At 63.8% G+C, this 24,774-nt stretch carries 22 protein-coding genes; 6 read left to right on the forward strand and 16 right to left on the reverse strand.

Features of this window, described 5'->3' with window-relative positions:
• Positions 1–147: 147 nt before the first annotated feature.
• The gene (locus CKO11_RS04970) at positions 148–672 is read right to left on the reverse strand and encodes a hypothetical protein (RefSeq protein ID WP_223633643.1); all 525 of its coding nucleotides are present in this window, start codon (positions 670–672) and stop codon (positions 148–150) included.
• A 137-nt stretch (positions 673–809) separates the two neighbouring features.
• Positions 810–1,193 carry a DUF4177 domain-containing protein gene (locus CKO11_RS04975; protein WP_223633645.1) on the reverse strand — a complete coding sequence of 128 codons (384 nt, stop codon included), beginning with the start codon at positions 1,191–1,193 and terminating at the stop codon, positions 810–812.
• A gap of 166 nt (positions 1,194–1,359) precedes the next feature.
• Here CKO11_RS04975 and cobS point away from each other — a divergent pair, with 166 nt between their 5' ends.
• Positions 1,360–2,334, forward strand: coding sequence for a cobaltochelatase subunit CobS (gene cobS, locus CKO11_RS04980; protein ID WP_223633647.1), 975 nt, complete (start codon positions 1,360–1,362; stop codon positions 2,332–2,334).
• A gap of 78 nt (positions 2,335–2,412) precedes the next feature.
• On the opposite strand, the gene CKO11_RS04985 is transcribed toward cobS, so the two are convergent.
• On the reverse strand, positions 2,413–3,000 hold the full coding sequence (locus tag CKO11_RS04985) for an NADPH-dependent FMN reductase (RefSeq protein WP_223633650.1): 588 nt from the start codon (positions 2,998–3,000) through the stop codon (positions 2,413–2,415).
• Positions 3,001–3,168: 168 nt separating this feature from the next.
• Between CKO11_RS04985 and cobT the strand changes: the two genes are divergently transcribed.
• A complete protein-coding gene (gene cobT / locus CKO11_RS04990; RefSeq protein ID WP_223633653.1) occupies positions 3,169–5,046 on the forward strand; it encodes a cobaltochelatase subunit CobT in 1,878 nt (625 codons plus the stop codon).
• 19 nt (positions 5,047–5,065) lie between these two features.
• Positions 5,066–6,865 carry an aminopeptidase P family protein gene (locus CKO11_RS04995; protein ID WP_223633656.1) on the forward strand — a complete coding sequence of 600 codons (1,800 nt, stop codon included), beginning with the start codon at positions 5,066–5,068 and terminating at the stop codon, positions 6,863–6,865.
• 133 nt (positions 6,866–6,998) lie between these two features.
• Here CKO11_RS04995 and CKO11_RS05000 read toward each other — a convergent pair whose 3' ends face one another.
• Both CKO11_RS05000 and CKO11_RS05005 read right to left on the reverse strand, forming a co-directional pair.
• Positions 6,999–8,168 carry an acetate/propionate family kinase gene (locus CKO11_RS05000; RefSeq protein ID WP_223633659.1) on the reverse strand — a complete coding sequence of 390 codons (1,170 nt, stop codon included), beginning with the start codon at positions 8,166–8,168 and terminating at the stop codon, positions 6,999–7,001.
• Positions 8,168–9,550 carry a bifunctional enoyl-CoA hydratase/phosphate acetyltransferase gene (locus CKO11_RS05005; protein WP_223633661.1) on the reverse strand — a complete coding sequence of 461 codons (1,383 nt, stop codon included), beginning with the start codon at positions 9,548–9,550 and terminating at the stop codon, positions 8,168–8,170. The genes CKO11_RS05000 and CKO11_RS05005 overlap by 1 nt, the downstream gene beginning before the upstream one ends.
• Before the next feature lie 189 nt (positions 9,551–9,739).
• Here CKO11_RS05005 and CKO11_RS05010 point away from each other — a divergent pair, with 189 nt between their 5' ends.
• Both CKO11_RS05010 and CKO11_RS05015 read left to right on the forward strand, forming a co-directional pair.
• The gene (locus tag CKO11_RS05010) at positions 9,740–11,125 is read left to right on the forward strand and encodes an FAD-binding oxidoreductase (protein ID WP_223633666.1); all 1,386 of its coding nucleotides are present in this window, start codon (positions 9,740–9,742) and stop codon (positions 11,123–11,125) included.
• Positions 11,125–11,511 (forward strand): SgcJ/EcaC family oxidoreductase, encoded by a 387-nt coding sequence (locus CKO11_RS05015; RefSeq protein WP_223633669.1) that lies wholly within the window; start codon positions 11,125–11,127, stop codon positions 11,509–11,511. The genes CKO11_RS05010 and CKO11_RS05015 overlap by 1 nt, the downstream gene beginning before the upstream one ends.
• A 3-nt stretch (positions 11,512–11,514) precedes the next feature.
• Here CKO11_RS05015 and recN read toward each other — a convergent pair whose 3' ends face one another.
• The 8 genes from recN to murB all read right to left on the reverse strand — a co-directional run bounded on the left by recN (position 11,515) and on the right by murB (position 21,539).
• Positions 11,515–13,164, reverse strand: coding sequence for a DNA repair protein RecN (gene recN / locus CKO11_RS05020; RefSeq protein ID WP_223633672.1), 1,650 nt, complete (start codon positions 13,162–13,164; stop codon positions 11,515–11,517).
• Positions 13,165–13,203: 39 nt separating this feature from the next.
• Positions 13,204–14,052: an outer membrane protein assembly factor BamD gene (locus tag CKO11_RS05025; protein WP_223633675.1), complete on the reverse strand. Its 849-nt coding sequence runs from the start codon at positions 14,050–14,052 to the stop codon at positions 13,204–13,206.
• Positions 14,053–14,274: 222 nt separating this feature from the next.
• Positions 14,275–15,195 carry a UDP-3-O-acyl-N-acetylglucosamine deacetylase gene (gene lpxC / locus CKO11_RS05030; RefSeq protein WP_223633678.1) on the reverse strand — a complete coding sequence of 307 codons (921 nt, stop codon included), beginning with the start codon at positions 15,193–15,195 and terminating at the stop codon, positions 14,275–14,277.
• 224 nt (positions 15,196–15,419) lie between these two features.
• A complete protein-coding gene (gene ftsZ, locus CKO11_RS05035; protein ID WP_223633681.1) occupies positions 15,420–17,135 on the reverse strand; it encodes a cell division protein FtsZ in 1,716 nt (571 codons plus the stop codon).
• Positions 17,136–17,339: 204 nt separating this feature from the next.
• Positions 17,340–18,668: a cell division protein FtsA gene (gene ftsA, locus CKO11_RS05040; RefSeq protein ID WP_223633684.1), complete on the reverse strand. Its 1,329-nt coding sequence runs from the start codon at positions 18,666–18,668 to the stop codon at positions 17,340–17,342.
• A complete protein-coding gene (locus tag CKO11_RS05045; RefSeq protein WP_223633687.1) occupies positions 18,665–19,621 on the reverse strand; it encodes a cell division protein FtsQ/DivIB in 957 nt (318 codons plus the stop codon). The genes ftsA and CKO11_RS05045 overlap by 4 nt, the downstream gene beginning before the upstream one ends.
• Positions 19,609–20,523 (reverse strand): D-alanine--D-alanine ligase, encoded by a 915-nt coding sequence (locus tag CKO11_RS05050; RefSeq protein WP_223633690.1) that lies wholly within the window; start codon positions 20,521–20,523, stop codon positions 19,609–19,611. Before CKO11_RS05050 ends, CKO11_RS05045 begins: the two co-directional genes overlap by 13 nt.
• Positions 20,524–20,618: 95 nt before the next feature.
• A complete protein-coding gene (gene murB, locus CKO11_RS05055; protein WP_223633693.1) occupies positions 20,619–21,539 on the reverse strand; it encodes a UDP-N-acetylmuramate dehydrogenase in 921 nt (306 codons plus the stop codon).
• A 133-nt stretch (positions 21,540–21,672) separates the two neighbouring features.
• Here murB and CKO11_RS05060 point away from each other — a divergent pair, with 133 nt between their 5' ends.
• The gene (locus tag CKO11_RS05060; protein ID WP_223633696.1) at positions 21,673–21,972 is read left to right on the forward strand and encodes a hypothetical protein; all 300 of its coding nucleotides are present in this window, start codon (positions 21,673–21,675) and stop codon (positions 21,970–21,972) included.
• Positions 21,973–21,979: 7 nt separating this feature from the next.
• On the opposite strand, the gene CKO11_RS05065 is transcribed toward CKO11_RS05060, so the two are convergent.
• From CKO11_RS05065 to CKO11_RS05075, 3 genes are read right to left on the reverse strand one after another with little or no spacing between them, the layout of a single operon-like run.
• A complete protein-coding gene (locus CKO11_RS05065) occupies positions 21,980–22,222 on the reverse strand; it encodes a DUF2484 family protein (RefSeq protein ID WP_223633698.1) in 243 nt (80 codons plus the stop codon).
• Positions 22,223–22,247: 25 nt separating this feature from the next.
• Entirely contained in the window at positions 22,248–23,660 is a 1,413-nt protein-coding gene (murC, locus tag CKO11_RS05070; RefSeq protein ID WP_223633700.1) for a UDP-N-acetylmuramate--L-alanine ligase, read from the reverse strand.
• Positions 23,657–24,766: a UDP-N-acetylglucosamine--N-acetylmuramyl-(pentapeptide) pyrophosphoryl-undecaprenol N-acetylglucosamine transferase gene (locus CKO11_RS05075; protein WP_223633702.1), complete on the reverse strand. Its 1,110-nt coding sequence runs from the start codon at positions 24,764–24,766 to the stop codon at positions 23,657–23,659. The genes murC and CKO11_RS05075 overlap by 4 nt, the downstream gene beginning before the upstream one ends.
• Positions 24,767–24,774: the final 8 nt, after the last annotated feature.

Raw genomic sequence — 24,774 nt, forward strand, 5'->3', positions numbered from 1 at the left:
CGCGGCCGGTTCCCAGCCGCCGCGCTTCCATATTGGCCCAAGGCCCCAATCGAACCTATGCCTTGCGACCGATGAGCCCACCGAAGGGAAAAGGGCCGCCCAAGCTGCGGCGGCCCCATTTGTGTCTATAAAGGCGCGGCGCCGCGCTTATTGCTTCAGCGGCGGCCAATCCTTTTTGTCATCTTCGGCGTCATCCTCGGCGGCGCTTGCTTCGAAGGGGCCGAAGTCAAAGGCATCGACTCGCAGGCCGTAATCGGCCTTGTCGGACAGCGCGGCAATAGGGGTCTTGGCGGCGCTATCTTCCCCGGTTGTGCCCACCGAAGCCCCCAAACCATTCACCAGATCGTCCCAGCCTGCTTTCGTCGGCCCAGACCCCATAAGTTGTTCGTAAACGGCCATCTCCTCTTCCGAGAGGTCTTCGCCAAGCAGGCCGACAGCGGCGTCTGTCTCTGCCTGCGCGGCCGCCAGAATATCGAGTACTTTCCCCAAACGGGGATCTGCGCGCAATTTTGCGGTCAGATCCCCTTGGTCTTCAAGGTCAATATCCGCCATACCCTCAGCAAAAACAGGAAGTTCCGGATGCCGCAGGTCATCGATCCCGACCAAAATCACCGGCGTTTTGCCGTCCTCTTCGGGGGTGGAATCGTAGGGCGTATCAAACAGATCGAACATCGGGCGCTTCCTTCGCGGCTGTGGGCCCAGCAAGACCGGGCCGGTAAGGCAGCCTTGCAAAGGGGGCACATCGCTCGCAATTCCCCCGTTGGGGGATGGAACGCGCAAAACCGAGGCCAAAAGGACCGCGGGACGCCTTATGCCTCGTCGTCGTCCACCGGGCCGATGCGCGGGGCGCGACCTTGGGGGGCATTGCTGCTGAGCACGCGGCGGCGGGTCGGCTCTGCCGACAGATTATCCGGCGTCTCTTCAACAATCTCGGCGCGGGCTTGGCGCGGCGGGGCATTTTCCAGCACCCGGCGGAACACCAGCATATTGTGATACACGGTGGTCTTCGAGGTCAGGCCCGAACGTTCCTCGGCGGGCAGCGTTTCGGCGCGGCAATATTCCCAGCCTTCCGCCGCCATTTCATTCATCAACAAGCTTAGCGCATGGGCAAAACGATCCGCGCCCGTCTTCAGCCCCCGGCCCTTTTCGCCCCGCACCGGCGCGGGCACCACCTTGTATTCGTAAGCCTGCATCTTGTTGTCCGTTCTGAAAAGGGTGCGGCGCCAGCAAACACCGCCCTGCCCTATGCGTCAAGAAACGAAGGGGTGAGGCCATGGTCTGTGCCCCGCACAATCGCGCCTCTTGCACGCTCCTGCCCGATGCGCCACAAATCGCTAACCCGATAAAGAGGACGCCCAGATGCTCGATACCAACGCCAAGCCCACCGAAGAAATCGACCTGCGCGAGGTGTTCGGCCTCGAAAGCGATATGAAGGTCAAGGGCTTCGCGGAACGCACCGACCGCGTGCCGGACGTCGATTCGACCTATAAATTCGACCCCGATACCACGCTCGCCATTCTGGCAGGCTTTGCCTACAACCGCCGCGTGATGATTCAGGGCTATCACGGCACCGGCAAATCCACCCATATCGAACAGGTGGCAGCGCGGCTCAATTGGCCCTGTGTGCGGGTCAACCTTGACAGCCATGTCAGCCGGATCGACCTGATCGGCAAAGACGCGATCAAACTGGTCGATGGCAAACAGGTCACCGTTTTCCATGAAGGTATCCTGCCTTGGGCGCTGCGCAACCCGACCGCGATTGTGTTTGATGAATATGATGCGGGGCGCGCCGATGTGATGTTCGTGATCCAGCGCGTGCTGGAGGCCGATGGCAAGCTGACGCTTCTGGACCAAAACGAGGTGATCACGCCGCATTCGTGCTTCCGGCTTTTTGCCACGTCGAACACCGTGGGTCTGGGCGACACGACGGGGCTTTACCACGGCACGCAACAAATCAACCAAGGCCAGATGGACCGCTGGTCGCTGGTGTCGACGCTGAACTATCTTAGCCATGATGCCGAAGCGGCGATCGTCTTGTCGAAATGCCCCAATTACAACACCGACAAGGGCCGCAAGATCATCAACCAGATGGTCACCGTGGCCGATCTGACCCGCTCGGCCTTCATGAACGGCGATCTGTCCACCGTCATGTCGCCCCGCACGGTGATTGCCTGGGCGCAAAACGCCGATATCTTCCGCAATGTGGGCTATGCGTTCCGGCTGACCTTCCTGAACAAATGCGACGAGTTGGAACGCGCCACCGTGGCCGAATTCTATCAGCGCCTGTTCGATGAGGAACTGCCCGAAAGCGCGGCGGTGATTGCGGGGCGCTAAGCCCCTACATCACGGGCCAAATGAAAAGCGGCGCGCCCTTTGGCGCGCCGCTTTTCATTTCGTGAGCGGTTATTAAACTTAGCCGCGCGCGGCTTTGGTGGCAGCGCCCCACCACGCGATATCGGCCAGAAGGCCCTTGGCCGAGCCTTCGATATGGCCCGCGATCTCCGACATTTCGCCATTGGACCCCAGCGGCGAGATCGCCATGAAATCGCCCCCACCAATATGCACCGCGTTGCGCACCGGCACCATTTGCAGCTCGACCGCGATGCCGCGCAGATGTTCGATCGCGCGCCCCGCGCCAAGGCCGCCATAGCCCACCGCGCCCATCGGCTTTTTCGCCCATTCGACATAGGCTTGATCGAGCGCGTTTTTCAAAACGCCGGTGATCGAGTGGTTGTATTCGGCGGTCACAAAAATATAGCCGTCAAATTCGGCGATCTTTTTCTGCCAGCGCACCGCTTCGGCATTTTGCGACGGTGCCCAAGCGTTCGAGGCGACCTCGTCAAAGAACGGCAGGTCGTAATCGCGCAGATCGACCAGTTCGAAACTCATTTCGGGGTGCTCGGCGCGGGCAAAATCCAAGAACCATTGCGCGGGTTTATCGGCCAGCCGCGTCGGGCGGGTCGAGGACAGGATGACGGCGATATTGAGTTTGTCAGACATAGGAACCTCTGGTGTCCGGTGTGGCTTTCCTCAAATATGGCGCACAATGCCGCAAAGAAAAGCCAAGGTTCTGCGCGCAAAAGAACAGCCCCCGTGCTTTTTCGTGTTCTTGTCGGCCCAAGCATTGTGCCGCTGGACGGCGCGCCTTGGCGGTGCTTTACATGCAGTATGACGAAGCCCACGCAAAACCCCGCCGACCCGTTTAAAAAGGCCTTGGCAGAGGCCACGAAGACGCTTGCCGATGCGCCCGAGATGAAGGTCAGCTACACCGTCGACCCGTCCGGCGTGGCGGGCGATGCGATGCGCCTGCCACAGGTAAGCCGCCGCATGACGCGCGACGAAATCATGATGGCGCGCGGCACGGGCGATGCGCTGGCGCTGCGCGAACGCCACCATGATGCAAAGGTCGCCGCGCGCTACACGCCCTCGGGCGAGATGGCGAAAAGCCTGTTTGAGGCAATGGAAACCGCGCGCTGCGAAGCTTTGGGCGCGCGCGATATGCCCGGCACGATGACCAACATCGATTTCAAGATCGGCCATGAGGCCGAGCGCAAGGGCTATGGCCAGATCCGCACGCAGGCCGAGGCGCCGCTTCCAGTCGCAGCGGGCTATCTGGTGCGCGAACTGGCAACGGGGCGCAAATTGCCCGCCGCTGCCGATCATGTGCTTGAGCTCTGGCGGGGTTTTTTGGAAGACAGCGCCGGGCAGGACTTCGAAAACATCAATCACGTGCTGGCCGATCAAGCGGCTTTCGCGCGGCTCGCGCGGCAGGTGATTGCCGATCTGGGCTATGCCGATCAGTTGGGCGATGACCCCGACGAGCCCAATAATGACGACAGCGAGGCCGAGGAAAGCGAAAACGATCCCGAGGCGCAAAACGAGGATCGCTCGGAAGAAGATCAGGTCGAAGAAGACAGCGAGTCGACGCCGGAGCGCAGCCAAGACGACAGCCAAGACCAGACCCAGACGACGGTCAGCCAAGACGATATTTCCGACCAAGAACTGGGCGAAGAAGTGGAGATGCCGCAAGCGGATGCGCCGCCAGAGCCTCCGCCGCCCCCGCCGCATTCGCAGGCCGACCCAAATTACACCGTCTTCACCACCGATTTTGACGAGGAAATCCGCGCAGAAGATTTGGCGGAGCCCGCCGAATTGGAACGGCTGCGGGCCTATCTGGATCAGCAATTGGAACCGCTCAAGGGGGCGGTGGCGCGGCTTGCCAACAAGCTGCAACGCCGCTTGCAGGCCCAGCAAAATCGGTCTTGGGAATTTGACCGCGAAGAGGGCCAGTTGGATGCGGGCCGTTTGGCGCGGGTGGTGGCGAACCCGACCACGCCGCTCAGTTTCAAGGTCGAAAAAGACACCGAATTTCGCGACACCTGCGTGACGCTGCTGTTGGACAACTCCGGCTCGATGCGCGGTCGCCCGATCTCGATTGCCGCGATTTGCGCCGATGTTTTGGCGCGCACGCTGGAACGCTGCTCGGTCAAGGTGGAGATTTTGGGTTTCACCACCCGCGCGTGGAAAGGCGGCCAAGCCCGCGAGAAATGGTTGGCCGAAGGGCGCCCGCAAAGCCCCGGGCGGCTCAACGATCTGCGCCACATCATCTACAAAGGGGCCGATGCGCCGTGGCGGCGTGTGCGGTCCAACCTTGGGCTGATGATGAAAGAGGGGTTGCTGAAAGAAAACATCGACGGCGAGGCGCTCGAATGGGCGTATAAACGCGCCGTTTCGCGCCCGGAATCGCGCAAGATCTTGATGGTGATTTCCGATGGCGCGCCGGTCGATGATTCAACTTTGTCGGTCAACCCCGCGATCTATCTGGAAAAACACCTGCGCGACGTGATCGAAATGGTCGAACGCAAGCGCGCCGTGGAACTGATTGCCATTGGCATCGGCCATGATGTAACGCGCTATTATAGCCGCGCGGTCACCATCACCGATGTCGAACAATTGGCGGGCGCGATGACCGAACAGCTTGCCGCGCTGTTTGACAATGATCCGCGCGCCCGTGCGCGGGTGCTGGGTCTAAAAAAGGCCATCTAAACCGGCCTTCGGGGGAAAGATGTTTCAAGATTTTACCACCCGCTCCGCGCCCGAACATGGCCCCGCGCGGCTCGCCGCGCTGCGTCAGGCGCTGACGCAAGCGGGGCTGAGTGGCTTTTTGGTGCCGCGCGCCGATGCGCATCAGGGCGAATATGTGGCCGAGTGCGATGCCCGGCTGGCGTGGCTGACGGGCTTCACCGGCTCGGCCGGTTTTTGCGCGGTGCTGCCCGATCTGGCGGGCATTTTCATTGATGGCCGCTACCGCGTGCAGGTGCGCGCCGAGGTGGATCTAAGCGCCTTCACCCCGGTCAACTGGCCCGAGCAAAAGCTTGGCCCGTGGCTTCGCGCCCATGCGCCCGAAGGCGCGCGGATCGGCTTTGATCCATGGCTGCACACGATCCGCGAGATCGAGGAATTGCGCAGCGCGCTGGAGGGCAGCGGGGTCACGCTGGTCGAAAGCGCCAATCTGGTGGATACGATCTGGCCCGACCGCCCTGCCCCGCCGCAACAGCCCGCACGGGTGCATCCGCCGGAATTCGCGGGCGAAAGCAGCGCGGACAAACGCGCCCGTCTTGGCGAAGCACTGACCGAATTGGGGGCCGAAGCCGCCGTGCTGACCTTGCCCGATTCCATCGCTTGGCTTTTGAACATTCGTGGCGCGGATATTCCGCGCAACCCGGTGATGCAGGCCTTTGCGGTTTTGCATGCCAACGGGCATCTGACGCTGTTCGTAGATAGCGCGAAAATCGACGGGCCGCTGCGCGCGCATTTGGGCGATGCGGTCACCTTGCGCCCGGTTTCGGCTTTTGCGCCCGGGCTGCGCTCTCTGACCGGGCCGGTGCTGGTTGACCCCGGCTCGGCCCCGCAGCAAGTCGCGCGCGAATTGGCCGAAGCCGATGTGACCGTTCTGCGCGCCGAAGACCCGTGTCTTTTGCCCAAGGCGCGCAAGAACGCCGCCGAGGTGGCGGGGATGAAGGCCGCCCATATCCGCGATGCGGCGGCTTTGGTCGAATTTCTGTGCTGGCTCGACACAGAGGCCCCCAAGGGCACCCTGACCGAGATTGACGTGGTCAAAGCGCTGGAAGAGGCGCGCCGGGCCACCGGCCAGCTTCTTGATATCAGCTTCGACACGATTTGCGGCGCGGGTCAAAATGGCGCGATTGTCCATTACCGCGTGACCGAGGCGACGAACCGCCCCGTCAACCCCGGTGACGTGCTGCTGATCGACAGCGGCGCGCAATATCCCGATGGCACCACCGATATCACGCGCACGCTGGCTGTGGGCGCCCCGCCTACCGGCGCCGCGCAGGCCTTTACCCGCGTGTTGCAAGGCATGATCGCCCTGTCGCGTGCGCGCTTCCCACGCGGGCTGGCCGGGCGCGACCTAGATGCTTTGGCGCGCGCGGCGCTTTGGGCCGCCGGGATGGATTACGACCACGGCACCGGCCATGGCGTCGGCGCGGCGCTTTGCGTGCATGAAGGCCCGGCGCGGATTTCGCGGCTTTCAGATGTGCCGCTGGCGCCGGGAATGATCTTGTCGAACGAGCCCGGCCATTATCACGAGGGGCATTGGGGCATTCGGATCGAAAACCTGATCTTGGTCGAGACCGCCCCGAAGATCGGCGACGAGCGCGACCATCTGTGCTTTGCCACCCTGACATGGGTGCCCATCGACCGGCGCTTGATCGTGGCCGAGATGCTTAGCACCGCCGAACGTGACTGGCTCGACACCTATCACGCCGGGGTGTTTGCGCGCATCGGCCCGCTGGTTTCTGCCCCCGCGCGCGATTGGCTGAAAGCGGTTTGCGCCCCGCTTTGAGATGCGCCGCCCCCTTTGACAGGGGCAACCTTTGGGGCGATTTCGGAAGATCCGGGGGCACAGCCCCCGGCGGGTCGCCCCGCGCCAGCGGGGCGAAACACCTTTAAAGTCGGGCCTTAGAGTAAAGACAGGCCTAGAGCTTCAGCGCCCCTTTGGCCGCCCGCGCGATGACCAGTTCTTCGTTCGTCGGGATCACCCGCACTGCCACGCGCCCGGTCGAAATCGCGCGCGCATGGGTGGCATTCGCCTCGGCATCTACCTCGACCCCGGCCCAGCCAAGCGCTTCACAAACTTCGGCCCGCACCAGCGCAGAGTTTTCCCCGATCCCGCCGCAAAACACGAGCCCGTCGATCCCGCCCATCGCCGCGGCAAGCGAGGCAATCTCGCGCGCCACGCGGTGACAGAAATAATCGATCGCCTCGCGCGCATGCGGGTCCTTGGAGGCTTCGAGCGTGCGCATGTCATTCGACACGCCCGACATGCCCAAAAGGCCCGAGCGTTTGAACAACAATTCGGTGATTTCGGCGGCGCCCATCTTTTCCTGATCCATCAGGTATAGCACGACGCCGGCATCCAACTCCCCGGCGCGCGAGCCCATCGGCAGCCCCGACAGGGTGGAAAAGCCCATCGTCGAGGCAATCGATTTGCCGCCCCGGATTGCACAGATCGACGCGCCCGATCCCAGATGCGCCACAACCACCCGGCCAGCGCGCACCTCTGGCTCTTCGGCGGCAAGAACGCTGTCGATATATTCGTAGCTTAGCCCATGGAAGCCGTAGCGGCGCAGCCCCTTTTCGTAATAGTGGCGCGGCAGGGCATAGGTATCCTCGACAAACGGATGGCCGCGGTGAAAGGCCGTATCGAAACACACCACATTCGGCACGCCCGGAAACGCCTCGGTCGAGGCGCGCACCCCCGCAAGATTGTGCGGCTGGTGCAAAGGCGCAAAGGGGCTGAGCCGTTCCAGATGGTCCAGCAGCACCTCGGTCACCGGTTCGGGTTCGGCGTGATCCACCCCGCCATGCACGATGCGGTGGCCGATCGCGATGATCTCTAGCCCCGGCAGATCGTTCCGAAAGGCCGACAGCGCCGAGCGCAGCGCCAGCGTATGGGTGGCGAAATCATCCGGCCCAAGGTTGGGCACCGGCATCGCCGCGCCCTCGGCATCTTTCAGTTTCAGGCTGGCTTCCGGTGCGGCCAGACGGTCCACATGGGCGGTGGCAAGCGCGGTCAATTCCTCGTCGAACAGACCGAGTTTGAGCGAGGACGAGCCCGCGTTCAGCGTCAAAATTGCGCGTGTCATCAATGGCCCTCCGACAACCGGTTCCAGTGGATCGAGGCCACAGCAGCCGAGGCCAGACGCGCCATCGCACTGTCAGACCGCGAATTGAGGATCACCGGCACCCGCGCGCCCAGCACGACGCCCGCAGCTTCCGCATGGCTGATATAGGCAAGCTGTTTGGCCAGCATGTTGCCCGCATCGATGCCCGGCACCACCAACACATCGGCCTGCCCCGCCACCGGGCCGCGCAGCCCCTTGGTGCGCGCAGCGCCAATATCGACCGCGTTATCCATCGCCAGCGGGCCATCGACGACGCCGCCCTTGATCTGGCCGCGTTCGGCCATTTTCGACAGCAGCGCCGCATCGATCGACGACGGCATCGACGGGTTCACCGTCTCCACCGCGCTGAGAACGCCCACTTTCGGGGTTTCCATGCCGAGCGAGATCGCCAGATCGATGGCGTTTTGGCAAATGTCCACCTTGGTGGCCAGATCGGGGGCAATGTTGATCGCCGCATCGGTGACCAAAAGCGGATGGCTGACGCCCGGCACATCCATCACGAAAACATGGGTAAACCGGCGCCCGATCCGCAGCCCGGTTTGCTTATCCAGCATCGGGCGCAAAAGGTCGTCGGTGTGCAGATGCCCTTTCATGATCGCCTGCGCACGGCCCTCATGCACCAAGGCCACAGCCTGACGCGCCGCATCGCGATGCGTCATCATCTCGACCACTTCGTAATCGGCCAAGGATTTGCCAAGCGCCTTGGCCGCGGCTTCGATTTTTTCGGGTTTGCCGATCAAGATCGGTTTAATGAGCCCGCGCTCGGCCGAGATCAGCGCCCCTTCCAGCGCGGTCTGTTCTTCGGGGCAGACGACAGCAGTGGCCAGTTCGGGCAGGTCTTCGGCCTTGTCGAGCAGCTTTTCGAAATGGCGATGGCGCTGCACGATCAGCCCCGGCGCGTCGATTTCTTCGTAACGGATGTATTTCTCGGGCGCGTGCACCCGCGCCTGACCCGAACAGATCAGCGCATCATCGCCGACCCGGCGCACCTCTGTGTTCAGCAGCACGATCCCGCTGGCTTCCTTGGAATGCACGGTGACCTTGGCCACCAACTCTTCGCCAGCCTGCACGTAATCGTGAAAGCTGAGCGTTTGGTCGCGGTAGCGCGTGCCCGGCCCCGGCAAGATCGAGCCCAGAAGCGATGACAGCATCGACGCCACGAAAAGACCCGGCGCCAAGGGCTGGGCCTTCTGACCCTCGGCATCTTGATGTTCAACGTGCATCGGGTTGTGATTGCCCGTTGCCGCAACAAAGGCATAGATATCATCTGCCGTGCATAGCCGGCGCAACTCGGCGCTCATTCCCGGTTGCAGTTCGTCATACATACGGCTTTCGAAGATCATGCCGGACTCCTTTCGTGATCGACTTTTCGCGCCTTCCGGCTCCCCCCGAACGGAGTCAGGCGCATGCATGTGTCCTCCTAACGGCGGCGCAATACAAGCACATTGATCGGCGACAAACGGATGTGATTTTTTCGCCCCTTTCGGCGCGCGCATGAACGGCCTATGAGAAGCGAAACGGCGGAGGAAAGAATGGGACAGGCATCCTTCTGGCAAGAGGCAGAGACTCTATTGGGCGCACGTCTGGTGCGCACGCAGGCCGATCGCGATCTGCATGGGCATTCCGAGACATGGTTTGCCCCCACCCCGCCCGAGGCAGTGGCCTATCCCGAAACCACTGCCGAAGTGGCGGCGCTGGTCAAGCTTTGTGCCGCGCATCATGTGCCGGTTGTGGGCTGGGGCGCGGGCAGTTCGCTTGAAGGACATGCCTTGGCGATCAAGGGCGGCATTGTGGTCGATTTTCGGCGCATGGCGGCGGTGCTTGAAACCCGGCCCGAAGATCGGCTGGTGCGGGTGCAGCCGGGGATCACGCGCGAAGCGTTGAACACCGATCTGCGCGCCACCGGGCTTTTCTTCCCGGTCGATCCCGGCGCCAATGCCTCGCTTGGCGGAATGGCAGCGACCCGCGCCAGCGGCACCACGACGGTGCGCTATGGCTCCATGCGCGATAACGTGGCCGGGCTTGAGGTGGTGCTAGCCGATGGGCAGGTGATCCGCACCGGCTCGGGCGCGGCAAAATCGGCCTCGGGCTATGATCTGACCGCGCTGATGCTGGGGTCCGAGGGCACCTTGGGGCTGATCACCGAATTGACCCTGCGGCTGCATCCGCACCCCGAGGCGATTTCCTCGGCGGTTTGCGCCTTTGACACGCTGGAAACGGCGGTGGAGACCGTGCAAATGGTGATGCAAATGGGCATCCCGATGGCACGGATCGAATTTGTCGATGCCGAAATCGCGCGTGTCTTCAACAAAATGAACGGCTCCAGCCTGCCCGAAAAGCCGCATCTGATGATCGAATTTCACGGCTCAGACGCCAGCGTGGCCGAGGCCAGCGCGCGCTTTGGCGAGGTGGTGACGGAAATGGGTGGGGCCGATTTTCAATGGGCCACCACCACCGAAGACCGCAACCGGCTGTGGAAAATGCGCCACGGCGCCTATTCCGCCTGTTTGGCTGCGCGGCCCGGTTGCATGGGGCTGGTGACCGATGTTTGCGTGCCGATGTCGCGGCTGGCCGAAGCGGTGGCCAAAGGCCGCGCGATGCTGGATGCGGCGGGGCTGACCGCGCCGATCCTTGGCCATGTGGGCGACGGCAATTTCCACGCGATCGTGCTGCTTGATCGCGACAATGCCGCAGAGCTGCAAAAGGCCAAGGATGTGGCGCATGATCTGGCGCATATGGCGCTAGAGATGGGCGGCACGATCACCGGCGAACACGGGATTGGGCTGGGCAAACGCGATATGATGGCCGAAGAACACGGGGCCGCCTGGGGCGTGATGGGGGCGATCAAACAGGCGCTTGATCCGCAAAATATCCTCAACCCCGGCAAGCTGGTGCCAGATGCCAAAGGGGTGGTGTGATGCTGGCCGATCCTGCCGATCTGCCGCGCCGTTTCGCCGCCCTTTGGGGCGCGCATGATGCCCGCGGCATCGCCGCGCTTTTTGCCCCCGATGGCGAGTTTCTCAGCCTCACCGGCGGCGCGGCGCAAAACCCCAAGGAAATCGCCGAGCTTTTGGCGGGCGAATTTGCGGGCGCCTTTCAGCGGGCGCGACTGGTGACCGGGCGCACCCGGCTGCGCCCCATGGGCGACAGCGCGGCGGTGGTCTGGCAACGCTTCGTTCTGTCGGGTCTGGTCGATGCGCAGGGGGCCGAAGCCGGGCGGATTGGCGCGGCCTTTTGCGCGACGCTGGAACGTGTCGGCGCGGGCTGGCAGATCGTCTCGGCGCAATTCGTGGTCGAGGGCTAGGTCCTAGCCCGCCAAAAGCGACTGCGCGGCCGCGCGGGCGGCGTCGCTGACCTCGGCACCCGAAATCATCCGCGCGATTTCATCCACCCGTTCCGCAGGCGCCAAAGGCACAACCCGCGAAGTGGTCATGCCGCCTTCGACCGATTTCGCCACTTGAAAATGCACCGCACCGCGCGCCGCCACCTGCGGGCTGTGGGTCACCACCAAAACCTGTGCCCCCTCGGACAGTTTGGCCAGCCGTCGCCCCACCGCATCGGCGGTGGCCCCGCCCACGCCCCGGTCGATCTCGTCAAAGATCAGCACCAGCGCATCAGCGCCACGCGCCAAAACCACCTTGAGGGCCAGCAAAAAGCGCGAAAGCTCCCCGCCAGAGGCAATTTTATCCAGCGGTCCGGCGGGCGCACCGGGATTGGTGGCGACGGTAAAAGCCACGGCGTCGCTGCCCTCTGGCCCCGGCTCGCCCGCGCCGATCAGCGTGGCAAACACCGCACGGTCGAGTTTTAGCGGCGCCAGTTCCGCCGCCATCGCGGCATCCAGCTTGCCCGCCGCGGCGCGGCGCGCCTCGGACAGCGCTTTCGCGGCCACTTCATAGCGGCTTTGCGCGGCTGCAACCTCGGCTTCCAGCCCGGCAATCCCCTCTTCACCTGCATCCAAAGCGGCCAAGCGATCCGACAGCTTTTGCGCCAGATCGGCCAGATCATCGGGCAACACCCCATGTTTGCGCGCCGCCGCACGCAGGGCAAACAGCCGTTCCTCACAAGCTTCCAAGGCATGCGGGTCAAAGGACATCGCCTCAAGCGCGGTTTCCACCCCCGCCGCGGCCTCGCCCAATTCGATCAAGGCGCGCTCCAACGCGGCCAAGGGCGCATCCAACTGCCCCTCGGCCCGATCCGCCGCGCCTTGCAGCCAACGATCGGCATCGCGCATCGCCCCCTCGGCGCCTTCAGGGCCCAGCATCTGCGCGGCGCGCGCGACATCCGAGCGGATCTTTTCCGCCGCTTGCATCATCCGGCGCTGTGCATCAAGCCGGTCTTCCTCACCGGGTTCGGGGGCCAGCTTGTCCAGTTCGGCCACGGCATGGCGCAGAAATTCCTCTTCGCCCTTCACCGCCGCAAGCGCGGCCTGTGCCTCGGCCAGACGTTTCGCCGCCGCCGCCCGCGCCACCCACGCCGCGCGGGTGTCCGCCAACAGCCGGTCATGCCCGGCAAACGCATCCAGCGCCGCGCGGTGCCCGCGCGCATTCAACAACCCGCCGTCATCTTGCTGGCCATGCAATTCCACCAAAGACGCCGAAACGCTGCGCAGCACCTCGCCCGAGGCGCGCCGATCGTTGATATAGGCAGTTTTGCGGCCATCGGTGCTGTTCACCCGGCGCAAGATCAATTCATCCGACACCGGCAGCCCCGCCGCCGCCAAAACGCCGCGCGCGGGATGATCGGCGGGCAAATCGAAGACCGCGACCACCTCGCCCTGCGCCGCGCCTTGGCGCACCAGTTCGGCGCGGCCCCGCCAGCCCAGCACGAAGCCCAAACAATCCAGCAAGATGGATTTGCCCGCCCCGGTCTCGCCGGTCAGCACATTCAGACCCGGCCCAAAATCCAGTTCGAGCCGGTCGATCAGCAACATATCCCGAATGTCGAGCGTGCGCAGCATGTCAGCCCCCGAAGGCGACCCTTCCCCCGTGGTTCGGGGTCAGAGCCACGCCCCCTTGATGACCTGACGATAAATCGTGGCCAGCCAGCCATTCCCCTTGGCCTCGGGCTCAAGCCCCTGCTTTTTCAGCCGCTTATAAGCGTCTTCATAGAAGGGCGAGGCTTGGAAGTTATGGCCCAGAATCGCCCCGGCAGTCTGTGCCTCGTCGGTCAGCCCGAGCGACAGATAGGCCTCGACCAGACGCATCAGCGCCTCGGGCGTTTGGGTGGTGGTTTGGTATTGTTCGACCACGACGCGGAAGCGGTTGATCGCGGCGGTGTAATGGCCCTTCTTGAGGTAGAACCGCCCGATTTCCATTTCTTTCGCGGCCAGATGGTCAAAGGCCAAATCGAATTTCAGCGCGGCCGAGCGGGCATAATCGCTGTCGGGATATTCCTCGATCACCGCGCGCAAGGCTTGCAAGGCCTGGAAGGTCAGGCCTTGGTCGCGACCGACCTCGTCGATCTGATCATAATAGCTGAGCGCCAGCAGATATTTGGCATAGGCTGCATCTTCCGAGCCCGGATAGGTGTCCAAATAGCGCTGCGCGGCGGCGCGCGCCTCTTCGTATTTTTTGGCCTTGTGCTGGGCAAAGGCCTGCATGATCAGCGCGCGCTTGGCATATTCCGAATAGGGATAAAGGCGTTCCACCTCCGAAAAATAGCGCAGCGCTTCGACCGGGCGGCGCGGGTTGCCGACTTCCAGTTCATATTCGCCGCGCTTGTAAATTTCTTCGGCGGTGAAATTTTCCAGCGGCGGTTCTTTGTCAGAGCCCCCACCACAAGCGGCCAAAGTCGCAATCAGCACCAGACTTCCGACCCGAAGCGCCGCCGTTCTGCCCAGTGCCATGCCCTGCCTCTTCCCGTTTGGTTGCCGGCCCGTGCCGGCCCATCGTTGACGACGCCGCTTAAAGCGCCGTGCTTCGCTCGTCCTAGCACAGAAAAATCGGCTGCGCAAAACGCCTTTCGCCCCTTTGGCGCCGGGTTTTCACAACCGTGACCGATAACAAACGGGGCAGATGGCGCATAAGCCGCGCCCCCTGCCCCAAGATGCTGTAGATCGTTGAAAAGCTTAACGAGCGGCCACAGATGCGGGGCGCAGCACGCCTGCGCCGGGCAAACGGTGCACCTGTTCGAGCGAGCAGGTCTCGCGCTGCCACGCGGTCGCATCAACAAAAAGCGCACGCAACAGCTTGTTCGTCAGCGCATGGCCCGCGCGATTGCCGACATAACGTGCCAGCAGCGGGGCCCCGGCCAGCGCCAGATCGCCCATCGCATCCAGCATCTTGTGGCGCACGGCCTCATCGGTATGGCGCAGCCCGCCGGGGCTCAACACCTTTGCCCCCTCGACCACGACGGCGTTTTCATAGGTGCCGCCCAAGGCCAGACCATTGGCGCGCATGAAATCCACATCCGCCTGACGGCAGAAGGTGCGGCTGTCCATCAGTTCGCGCACGAAAGCCCCATTCGACATGCTCAAACGTTTGGCCTGTTTGCCAATCGCGGCATCGTCAAACTCGATCGCGAAATCGATCTCCAGCGCGGTGGCGGGTTCCAGCCGGGCAGTCGCTACGCCCTCGGACACTTCGACGGATTTAAGGACACGGATCGCCGCCAGCGGCGCGGCCAGCGCGCGCAGCCCGGCGCGGCGGATCTGCGCGACAAAAGGCGCCGAAGACCCATCCAGAATCGGCACTTCGGGGCCGTCGATTTCGATCAGCGCATTGGTGACGCCAAGCCCCGCCAGCGCGGCCATGATATGTTCGATGGTCGAGACCGACACGCCCGCGTCATTTTCGATCAAGGTGCACAGCTTCGACGGCGTGACCATGTTCCACAGCGCCGGAATACGCGGGTTCAGCCCCACCACATCGGTGCGGCGGAACGTGATACCGTGATCGGCGGTCGCCGGATGCAACACCATGCGCACAGGCTTGCCCGAATGCAGGCCGGTGCCGGTGAAGGCGACAGATTTCGCAAGCGTGATTTGCACGATTGTGCGGCCTTTCTTTCCCTTCCCCCGAAACTCTCCGACCCGGAGCGGGGTTCCCAGTGTCAGTTAAAAGCGCATTGCCCACATCACAATTCACCTTTTGCAACAAACTGAAACAGAACCGTAACGCCCCGGCAAAACCCCGCCGATTCAGCGCCAAGCCTTTGGAACGAAACGAAAAAGGGCCGGGTTTCCCCGGCCCCTTTGCGACATTTCGTGATGCGTCAATTTGCCTGACGGCGCAGGAAAGCCGGAATTTCGATCCGATCCTGATCGGTTTCGGCCTCATCCTCATAAGCTTGATGCTGCGGCGCGGCGGGCATCGCACGCTGAGTCGCAGCACTCCCCTCGCTCGCATGACCCGTCATACGGTTAATCAAGGAGTTGATGCCGAAGCGGCCTTTTTCCCCACCTTGCTGCGGTGCGGCAGCGGGGCGGCTGGCAGCCATCGGCTGTTGCGGCGCGGCGGGGCGCTGATAGCCACCGGCGGGCACTTTGCTGACCGCAGCCTGCAACCGGGCCAGCGCCTCGGGCGAGGGTTGGCCGGGCGCGCGCGGGCGCGGCGCGACGAAGCTGGCATCTTCGCCATAGCCGGGGGCCTCAGCCTCATATTGCGGCTCGGGGCGCGGCTGATAGGCCGGGGGCGGCAGCTCGTCTTCGGCCTGCGCCTGCGGCTGCGGCGCCGCCGGGCGCGGCGCGACTTGCGCGGCGGGCTGGGCGCGCATCGGCTGGGCAGCCGGTTGCATCGGCTGCTGCGGCGGCTGATAGGCGGCAGGCGCTTCGGCCGGGGCTTCGAATAGGTTGCGCTCATAGCCCTGCGCGGCATCGGGCTGCTGCGCGGCGGGCTGTTGTGCCGGCACTTGCTGCGCCGAGGTCACTTGCAGCGTGGGCTTGGCCGGTTCCGGCTCGGACGCGGCGGGTTTCAGCGGTTCGGCCATCGACCGGCGCGGCACCGGCACTTCGGCGGTTGCGGCCACCGCGTCGATCCCGGTCGCCACGACCGACACGCGCATCGCGCCTTCCATCTCCGGGTCGAGCGTCGAGCCAACGATGATATTCGCATCCGGATCGACTTCTTCGCGGATGCGGTTCGCGGCTTCGTCCAGTTCGAACAGCGTCAGGTCATAGCCACCGGTGATGTTGATCAGCACGCCCTTGGCGCCTTTGAGGCTGATTTCATCCAGCAGCGGGTTCGAAATCGCTTGTTCGGCGGCCACAACGGCGCGGTCATCGCCGGTGCCTTCGCCCGTGCCCATCATCGCTTTGCCCATTTCATCCATCACGGCGCGGACATCGGCAAAGTCGAGGTTGATCAGGCCGGGGCGGACCATCAGATCGGTCACGCCTTTGACGCCCTGGTAAAGCACGTCATCGGCCATCGCGAAAGCTTCGGTGAAGGTCGTCTTTTCATTCGCCAGACGGAACAGGTTCTGGTTCGGAATGATGATCAGCGTATCGACGACCTTTTGCAGCGCCTCAAGCCCTGCATCGGCCTGACGCATCCGCTTCGGCCCTTCGAATTGGAAGGGCTTGGTCACAACGCCGACGGTCAGAACGCCCAATTCGCGCGCCGCTTGGGCGATAATCGGGGCCGCGCCGGTGCCGGTGCCACCGCCCATCCCGGCGGTGATGAAGCACATATGCGCGCCCACCAGATGATCGACGATTTCCTCGATCGTTTCTTCGGCGGCACTGGCCCCAACAGAGGGACGCGCGCCCGCGCCCAGACCCTCGGTCGCCTTCACCCCCATCTGGATGCGCGCACGCGACTTCGACTGTTGCAGCGCCTGCGCATCGGTGTTGGCCACGACGAATTCGACGCCCTCAAGCGCCTTGTCGATCATGTTGTTGACGGCGTTGCCGCCCGCGCCGCCCACACCGAACACGGTGATCCGCGGCTTGAGGTCTTCGTGCTCTGACATGCTCAGATTCAAGGTCATTGGAGTCCGCCTGTGTGTTCCCGCGGCCTTGTGCCGGCCGACTGTCCCCGAAATTAAATGGATACTACCTATGAATTTGAGGGCCGTCACTCAAAAAACACGAGAAATCCACAAAATATGGCCACGGAAATGCCGCCTTTGGCGGTATTTCGCGCAAACGCCATCATATGGGGGAATCGAATCCGTACTCCCCTTGCAGTTGTCTTACCAATTATCGCGGAACCAGCGCACCGCACGCTTGAAAGAGCGCCCGCCCATCCGGTCCACGGGAATCTCGAAATCCCACCACTCGTCTTGCGGACAGGCCGCAAACAGCGCCAGCCCCACCATCGCGGAAAAGCCTGGCCCACGCGCCGCCTCGGGCATGCCTTGCACCCGCATCGGGCGGCCCAGCCGCACATTCTGGCCCAAGATCTTGGCCGCCAGCATGTCCAGCCCCGGGATCTGGCTTGCGCCGCCGGTCAGCACGATTTGCTGGCTGGGCAGATACTCAAAGCCCGCCACATCCAGCCGCGCGCGCACCTCTTCCAAAATCTCTTCGACGCGCGGGCGCATGATGCCGATCAACTCGGTGCGGCTGACGGTGCGGCGGTCTTTCTCCCAATCGCCCGAATTGGCCGACAGTTCGATCATTTCGCGGTCGTCGCGCCCGGTGGCATAGACCCCACCATGAAAGGTCTTGATGCGCTCTGCCATGGCCATCGGCACTTGCAGCCCGGCGGCAATATCGCGGGTCACAGTATCGCCCCCCATGCGCACCGCATCGGCAAAGATCATGTGTTTTTTCAAGAAGATAGAAACGCCCGTGGCGCCGCCGCCCATATCGATGCAGGCCGCGCCCAGCTCTTGCTCATCTTCCACCAGCGCCGACAAACCCGCCACATAGGCCGAGCTGGCCAGCCCCGCCAGTTCCAGATCGCAGCGCCGGATGCAATGGATGATGTTTTGCACCGCCGCCGCATCGATGGTCAGCATATGCATATCGGTGGCCAACGTCGCCCCCACATGGCCGCGTGGATCGGCAAGACCCGAGCGATGGTCGAGCGCGAAATTCACCGGATGGGCATGCAGCACATCGCGCCCCGGCCCGATATCGGGCATGTCACAGGCCGCCAGCACCCGCGCCACATCCTGTTCATCGACATGGCCGCCCGAAACCGCCACCTCACCAGCCAACCCATAGCTGCGCGGATCGCCGCCTGCGAAACAGGCGATGACGTGATCGACGCGGGTATTGGCCATTTTCTGTGCCGCCTGCACCACGGTGCGGATCGCACGTTCGGTTTCCACCATCGCGTCGATCTCGCCATAGCGCACGCCTTGCGAACAGATCGTCTTCGCGCCCACCACCCGCATTGCAGATTGCCGGTAAAGCGGGATCACCGTGTCATTGGCGGGCTCGGGCGGTTCGAACCGCAGCACGAGGCAAGACACTTTCGAAGTGCCAATATCCAAAAGCGCGATCACGCCGCGGCTCATGGCTGCGGTGCGCATCGTCCGCATGGCGCGTTGAGTCCGGTGAAACTCGGTCATGGGGAGGCCTTTGCTGAGGTGATGCCCTTGGCGTCATGAAGCGCGTCAAGCGCCGCGCTGCTTAGCCGGATCGTCGGGCGGGTTTCATTACGTAAATCGAGCCGGGTGAAATCGCGGCTCAGCAAATCTTCGGCGGTATCGAGCGCCAGCGTGCGTTGCACGGCGCGCACAGGGTTGTCTTCGGGCAGCAAAATGCGCTGATCGCGGTCCAACACCAGATCCCAGCGCCGCTCCCCCACCCGCACAAGGCCGCGCGCGCGCGGCAAAATCGGTTTTGCCGCCGCAAGGATCGCCAGCGCTTCGGGCACGGCCTTATCCGCCCCCTGCCCTGCGATCAGCGGCAGATCGGGGCGCGCATCGCGGCGCGTCAGCGAGGCCGTGCGATGCCCGGTCATATCCAGCATCTCGATCCCGCGTGCCGTGCGCCACAAGATCACCGGAGTGCGTTCTTGAACCCGCACCTCCAGCGTGCCGCCCGATTGCACGACGATCGCCACGCTTTCGACCGCGTCAAGCCGCCGGATCGCGGCGCGATAGGCATCCAGATCGATGGCAAAGCGCGACGCGGGCAGGCCCACCGGCAACAGCGCGCGCACCGCGCCCTCCACCTCGGCGGAGGCCCCCGCAACATCCAGCGTCGAAATGCGGAATTCGGGGCGGTTTTGAATTTGGGTTTTGACGATCAGATAGCGTTCGATCAGATCGGCGCGCCGCCCGGCATCGCCCAGCCACAGCCCAAGCCCAAGCGTGACGCAAAAGACCGGCAGACCGATCCGGGTGACCAGCCGCACGAAAGGCGTCAGCCACAACCGCTCCAGCCGGAACGCCAAGCGCGAGGGCGCGGCGCGGCGCGGCGGCTTGGGGGCATGTTGCTTTTGCGGTGCCACGACCGGGCCGCGCCGGGCAGCCTGCGGCGGGCGCGGATAGCGCGGATCGGCGCTTAGCGGTCGCATGAGGCATCCTCCACGATCCAGCGGCACAATTGCGCAAAATCCATCCCCTCGGCGGCGGCCTGTTCTGGCACAAGCGAGGTCGGCGTCATCCCCGGCTGGGTGTTGGTTTCCAAAAGGATCAGACCCTCCAGCCCGCGCGCCGCATCCCACCGGAAATCGGTGCGGCTCACCCCCCGGCAGCCCAAGGCCAGATGGGCGCGCAGGGCATAATCGCGGCAGGCTTCGGTGATATTTTCGGGCAGATCGGCGGGGCAGATGTGATGCGACCCGCCCGCAGTATATTTGGCGGCATAGTCATACCAGCCCTCGGTCACGATCTCGGTCACGCACAGCGCGCGATCCCCCAGCACGGTGCAGGTCAGTTCGCGGCCCGGCACGTAAGCCTCGACCATCACCACTTCAGGCATGGCGTCATCCAGCACCGGCGGCGCATTCGCGCCTTCCATCACCAAATAGACCCCGACCGAGGAACCTTCGTTATTCGGTTTGACGACATAGGGGACCGGCAGCACATGGGCGGCGGCGACCTCGGCCTTGCTGGCCAAGCGGCTGTCAACCACCGGCAGCCCCGCCGCCTGATAGGCCGCTTTCGCGCGGATCTTATCCATCGCCAGCGCCGAAGACAGCACCCCCGAATGGGTATAGGGCAGGCGCAACCATTCCAGCAGCCCCTGCACACAGCCATCTTCGCCCCAACGGCCATGCAATGCATTGAACACAACATCGGGCGCAGCGGCTTGCAACCGCTGCGCGAGGTCCGCCCCCGCATCGATCTCCAGAACGTCGTATCCCGCCTTGCGCAGTGCCACGGCGCATTCACGCCCAGACGACAAGGACACCTCGCGCTCTGCCGAGGGTCCGCCCATCAATACCGCCACAAGGGGGGTTGCCCTGCTCGACATACCCGCCACTTTCGCCTCTGCCGGGGTTTGCCCCGTGCATTTGTTTTGCCCGCATGGGCTTGCCCATGCATCTTGTTATTGTTGCGGATCGGGTCTCAATATTCGCCGATACGCATGATTTCCCATTCTAACGAAATTCCCTGCGTCTGCAAAACCTTTTTGCGCACCTCTTCGCCCAATTGCTCAAGATCTTGGGCCGTCGCCCCGCCCGCGTTGATCAAGAAATTGGAATGCTTTTCACTCATTTGCGCGCCGCCCAAGGTTGCACCGCGCATTCCCGCCTTGTCGATCACCGCCCAAGCTTTCAACTCATGCGTGTCATCGGCGCGCCCCGTGGACGATGCGCCCGAGGGGTTGCGGAAGGTCGATCCGGCGGAGCGTTCCTTGGTGGGCTGGCTGGCATCGCGCTTGGCGATTTGCTCGGCCATCCGTGCCTCCAGCGCTTCGGGGTCGCCCTGCGCCGCGCGAAAGGTCGCCGCCACGATCACCGCCCCCTCGGGCAGTTGCGAGGACCGATAGGCGAGATTGAGCGCCGCAACCGGCAGCGTCTGAACCTCGCCCGCGCGGGTGACAATCCGCACTGAAATCAGATGATCGGCCACATAGGAGCCATAACAGCCCGCATTCATCTTTACCGCGCCGCCAATGCTGCCCGGGATGGTGCGCAAAAAGGTCAGATCGCGCCCCGCCTGCGCCGCGCGGCGCGCCACATGGGCATCAAGCGCGGCGGCGCCTGCGGTCACGGTTTCGCCGTCAATGTCAATGCCGTTAAAGCCCCGCCCAAGCCGGATCACCACCGCACGAATGCCGCCATCGCGCACGATCAGGTTGGACCCCACGCCCATCGGAAACACCGCGACATTTTCAGGCAGCGCCTTGAGAAAGTCCGCCAGATCCGCTTCGTCGGCGGGCTGAAAGAACCAATCCGCCGGACCGCCCACGCGCAACCACGTCAGATCGGCCAACGAGCGTTGCGGCGTCAGCACGCCGCGCGGGGTATAAGAAAGGCTATCCATACCCCCTGCCCTAACGCGGCGCGGCAGAGGCGGCAAGGGGGCGCCGCCCCGCACACGTTTGCGTGACCAATGGAACCCACGCCGCAACCGGGCGTTGTGCCTGTTCAATCCGCGCCCATCACAGGAGAATACCATGCGCCTACCGCTTTTGCGCCTGACCGTCGTATCCGTCTCCATGGCCGTCACCACCGGTGCCGTCATCGTGCTTGGCCTGACGGCCGGGTATCATGACTGGATGCTGTTTGCCGCCGCTGCCACCTTTGGCTTCTTTGCCGGGGGGGCGTTCGGGCTGATCATCGCACGTTGGCTGCGCGAAGCGCCGACGCCGCTGCGCCCGGCCAGCCCCAGCATGGACCCCGAGGCTGCACGCCGCGCGGTCGAGCCGCGTGCCCGCGTCGGTTATCCGCCCGCGCCGCAGCAAGGCACGGCCTAATCACACCCTAGCGTTCGGCCCGGCGCAGGTTGGCGAAAAGCCGCCGCACGGGCCAGCGCAACACACTGAGGCCAGCCGCCAACACCACCAGCCCCCAAATCGCGCCGTTTTGCCAAGTGACCCATCCAAGGATCGGCACCCCCACCGCAATCAACCCCCAAGCGGCGGGCCAATGGTAGCGTTGCGGCCCCAGCGCGATGACCGAAGCCACCACCACCCAAAGACAGGCGGCGACAAGCGAAAGTGTCATGGTGGCCTCCCTTCCCTGACGGCGCCTAGGCGAGCTTTGCGGGCAGACCTTGCGCCCAAGTCGAAATCGTCCCCGCGCCAAGGCAAACGACAATATCGCCCGGACGCGCCTGTTCCTTGACCAGCCGCGCCAGATCGTCTTCGTTGAAAAGCGCGCGAGCATGGCGATGGCCATGGCGAATAAGGCCTGACACCAGATCATCGCGGCTAGCCCCCGGGATCGGGTCTTCGCCGGCGGCATAGACATCGGCAATCGCCACCACGTCAGCCTCGTTGAAACAGGTGCAGAAATCGTCAAAAAGCGACGCCAGCCGCGAATAGCGGTGCGGCTGATGCGCAGCAATCACCCGCGCCCCGGGCGTGCCCGACACGGCCTGACGCGCCGCTTTCAACACGGCGGCGATTTCCACCGGGTGATGGCCGTAATCGTCGATCACCGTGACGCCGCCCAGCACCTCGCCCACTTTGGTGAAGCGGCGGTTCACCCCGCCAAAGGCCGCCAAAGCCGCGCGGATTTCGTCTTTTTTCATACCCAGATGACGCGCCACAGCCACGGCGGCCAAAGCGTTAGAGACGTTATGATCGCCCGGCATCGGCAGGGTGCAGCCCTCGATCATCGACCCGTCGTCTTCGGCTTGCAGCAAAATGTCGAAATGCGCATTGCCCTTTTCAAAGGTCAGGTTCACCGCGCGCACATCGGCTTGGGCGTTAAACCCAAAGGTCAGCACGCGGCGGTCATTGACCTTGCCCACCAGCGCCTGCACCTCGGGATGGTCGGTGCAGCACACCGCCAGCCCATAAAACGGAATGCCCGAAACAAAGTCATAAAAGCCTTTGCGCAGGTTCTCGATCGTGCCCCAATGCTCCATATGCTCGGGGTCGATATTGGTCACAATGGCGATGGTCGCGGGCAAGCGGTTGAACGAGCCATCGGACTCGTCCGCCTCCACCACCATCCATTCGCCTGCGCCCGCACGCGCGTTCGAGCCATAGGCATGGATGATCCCGCCATTGATCACGGTCGGGTCGAAATTGCCCTTATCCAAAAGCGTCGCCACCATCGTCGTAGTGGTGGTTTTGCCATGCGTGCCCGCCACCGCAATGTTGGAGCGCAGCCGCATCAGTTCGGCCAGCATTTCGGCGCGGCGCACCACCGGCAACTGGCGTTTGCGCGCCTCTTCCAGTTCCGGGTTGCCCGGTTTGATCGCCGAAGAAATCACGACGACCGCCGCTTCGCCGATATTTTCCGCCCGCTGGCCTTCAAAGACCTCGGCCCCCAATTCCACCAGACGCTCGGTGATCTTGGAGGTTTTCATATCCGAGCCCTGCACCGAAAAGCCCTGCGTCAGCAGCACTTCGGCAATGCCAGACATGCCAATGCCGCCGATCCCGACAAAATGGATGGGGCCCAATTCCCCGGGCAGTTTGGTGGCATTCATGTCTTTGGTCCTGCAAGCTGTTCAACAAGGGCAACAAGGCGCGCGGTGGCATCGGGGATGCCATAGCTCAGCGACGCTCGCGCCATCTGCCCTGCCCCTTCGGGATTGTCCAGCACCAGCGCGATCTGATCACGCAAGCTTTCCACGCTCGCGGCACTTTCGGGCATACGGATTGCCCCGCCCGCGTCGACCAACCCGCGCGCATTGGCGGTTTGGTGATCGCCCGCCGCGACAGCATAGGGGATCAAGATCGCGGGCCGCCCGATCACCGAGATATCGGCAACAGACGAGGCCCCGGCGCGCGAAATCACCAACTGGCATTCGGCCAAGCGGCGCGGCACATCGGTGAAAAATGGCTCCACCTCGGCGTCAATGCCTGCCTCGGCATAGGCGCGCGCGACACGGGCACCATCTTCGGGCCGCGCCTGATGCGCGACGCGCAGAAAATGGCGCAGGTTTTCGGGCAAGGCCGCAAGCGCGGCGGGCACAAGGTCGGACAAGATCCGCGCGCCTTGGCTGCCACCGATCACCAGCACCGACATCGGGTAGTCACCGGGCACGATGTAGGGGGCAGCCGCGCGTTCCGCCACCGCCGCGCGCACCGGATTGCCGGTATGGATGCCCTGCACGCCCTTGGGCAGATCGGTCGGCCATGTGCCGCAGGCAAAGGCCTGCACGCGTTTGGCAAAGACCCGGTTCACCTTGCCCATCACCCCATTTTGTTCATGGATCGCGCGGGGAATGCGCAACAGCGTGGCCGAGGCCAGCGCCGGAATCGTCGGGTATCCCCCAAAGCCGACCACAACACAGGGCCGGTCCAACATGTTGCGCCAAACCGCCGAGATCACCCCGCCCGCGATGCGAAACGGCACAGCGAGTTTCGCGAGCGCCCCCCCACGCGCAAAAGTGGCCGAGGCCACCGTTTCCACCTGCACCATATGCGGAAAGCCGCCCGCGTAGCGCGCGCCGCGCGCATCGGTCGACAGCTTCACCCGCCAGCCACGGCGCACCATTGCCTCGGCCAGCGCTTGGGCGGGAAACATATGACCGCCGGTGCCACCGGCGGCGATCAGCAAAAGCGGGGGTTTGGCGGATTTGGCGGTCATCTCGGTCT

Source organism: Rhodobacter sp. TJ_12 (genome assembly GCF_020023995.1).
GTDB lineage: Bacteria > Pseudomonadota > Alphaproteobacteria > Rhodobacterales > Rhodobacteraceae > Rhodobacter.

What these genes read in the sequence shown, in the direction of transcription:
- CKO11_RS04970 (WP_223633643.1), bottom strand. Translation starts at nt 672, where the DNA reads ATGTTCGATCTGTTTGATACGCCCTACGATTCCACCCCCGAAGAGGAC.
- CKO11_RS04975 (WP_223633645.1), bottom strand. Translation starts at nt 1,193, where the DNA reads ATGCAGGCTTACGAATACAAGGTGGTGCCCGCGCCGGTGCGGGGCGAA.
- cobS (WP_223633647.1), top strand. Translation starts at nt 1,360, where the DNA reads ATGCTCGATACCAACGCCAAGCCCACCGAAGAAATCGACCTGCGCGAG.
- CKO11_RS04985 (WP_223633650.1), bottom strand. Translation starts at nt 3,000, where the DNA reads ATGTCTGACAAACTCAATATCGCCGTCATCCTGTCCTCGACCCGCCCG.
- cobT (WP_223633653.1), top strand. Translation starts at nt 3,169, where the DNA reads ATGACGAAGCCCACGCAAAACCCCGCCGACCCGTTTAAAAAGGCCTTG.
- CKO11_RS04995 (WP_223633656.1), top strand. Translation starts at nt 5,066, where the DNA reads ATGTTTCAAGATTTTACCACCCGCTCCGCGCCCGAACATGGCCCCGCG.
- CKO11_RS05000 (WP_223633659.1), bottom strand. Translation starts at nt 8,168, where the DNA reads ATGACACGCGCAATTTTGACGCTGAACGCGGGCTCGTCCTCGCTCAAA.
- CKO11_RS05005 (WP_223633661.1), bottom strand. Translation starts at nt 9,550, where the DNA reads ATGATCTTCGAAAGCCGTATGTATGACGAACTGCAACCGGGAATGAGC.
- CKO11_RS05010 (WP_223633666.1), top strand. Translation starts at nt 9,740, where the DNA reads ATGGGACAGGCATCCTTCTGGCAAGAGGCAGAGACTCTATTGGGCGCA.
- CKO11_RS05015 (WP_223633669.1), top strand. Translation starts at nt 11,125, where the DNA reads ATGCTGGCCGATCCTGCCGATCTGCCGCGCCGTTTCGCCGCCCTTTGG.
- recN (WP_223633672.1), bottom strand. Translation starts at nt 13,164, where the DNA reads ATGCTGCGCACGCTCGACATTCGGGATATGTTGCTGATCGACCGGCTC.
- CKO11_RS05025 (WP_223633675.1), bottom strand. Translation starts at nt 14,052, where the DNA reads ATGGCACTGGGCAGAACGGCGGCGCTTCGGGTCGGAAGTCTGGTGCTG.
- ftsZ (WP_223633681.1), bottom strand. Translation starts at nt 17,135, where the DNA reads ATGACCTTGAATCTGAGCATGTCAGAGCACGAAGACCTCAAGCCGCGG.
- ftsA (WP_223633684.1), bottom strand. Translation starts at nt 18,668, where the DNA reads ATGACCGAGTTTCACCGGACTCAACGCGCCATGCGGACGATGCGCACC.
- CKO11_RS05045 (WP_223633687.1), bottom strand. Translation starts at nt 19,621, where the DNA reads ATGCGACCGCTAAGCGCCGATCCGCGCTATCCGCGCCCGCCGCAGGCT.
- CKO11_RS05050 (WP_223633690.1), bottom strand. Translation starts at nt 20,523, where the DNA reads ATGTCGAGCAGGGCAACCCCCCTTGTGGCGGTATTGATGGGCGGACCC.
- murB (WP_223633693.1), bottom strand. Translation starts at nt 21,539, where the DNA reads ATGGATAGCCTTTCTTATACCCCGCGCGGCGTGCTGACGCCGCAACGC.
- CKO11_RS05060 (WP_223633696.1), top strand. Translation starts at nt 21,673, where the DNA reads ATGCGCCTACCGCTTTTGCGCCTGACCGTCGTATCCGTCTCCATGGCC.
- CKO11_RS05065 (WP_223633698.1), bottom strand. Translation starts at nt 22,222, where the DNA reads ATGACACTTTCGCTTGTCGCCGCCTGTCTTTGGGTGGTGGTGGCTTCG.
- murC (WP_223633700.1), bottom strand. Translation starts at nt 23,660, where the DNA reads ATGAATGCCACCAAACTGCCCGGGGAATTGGGCCCCATCCATTTTGTC.
- CKO11_RS05075 (WP_223633702.1), bottom strand. Translation starts at nt 24,766, where the DNA reads ATGACCGCCAAATCCGCCAAACCCCCGCTTTTGCTGATCGCCGCCGGT.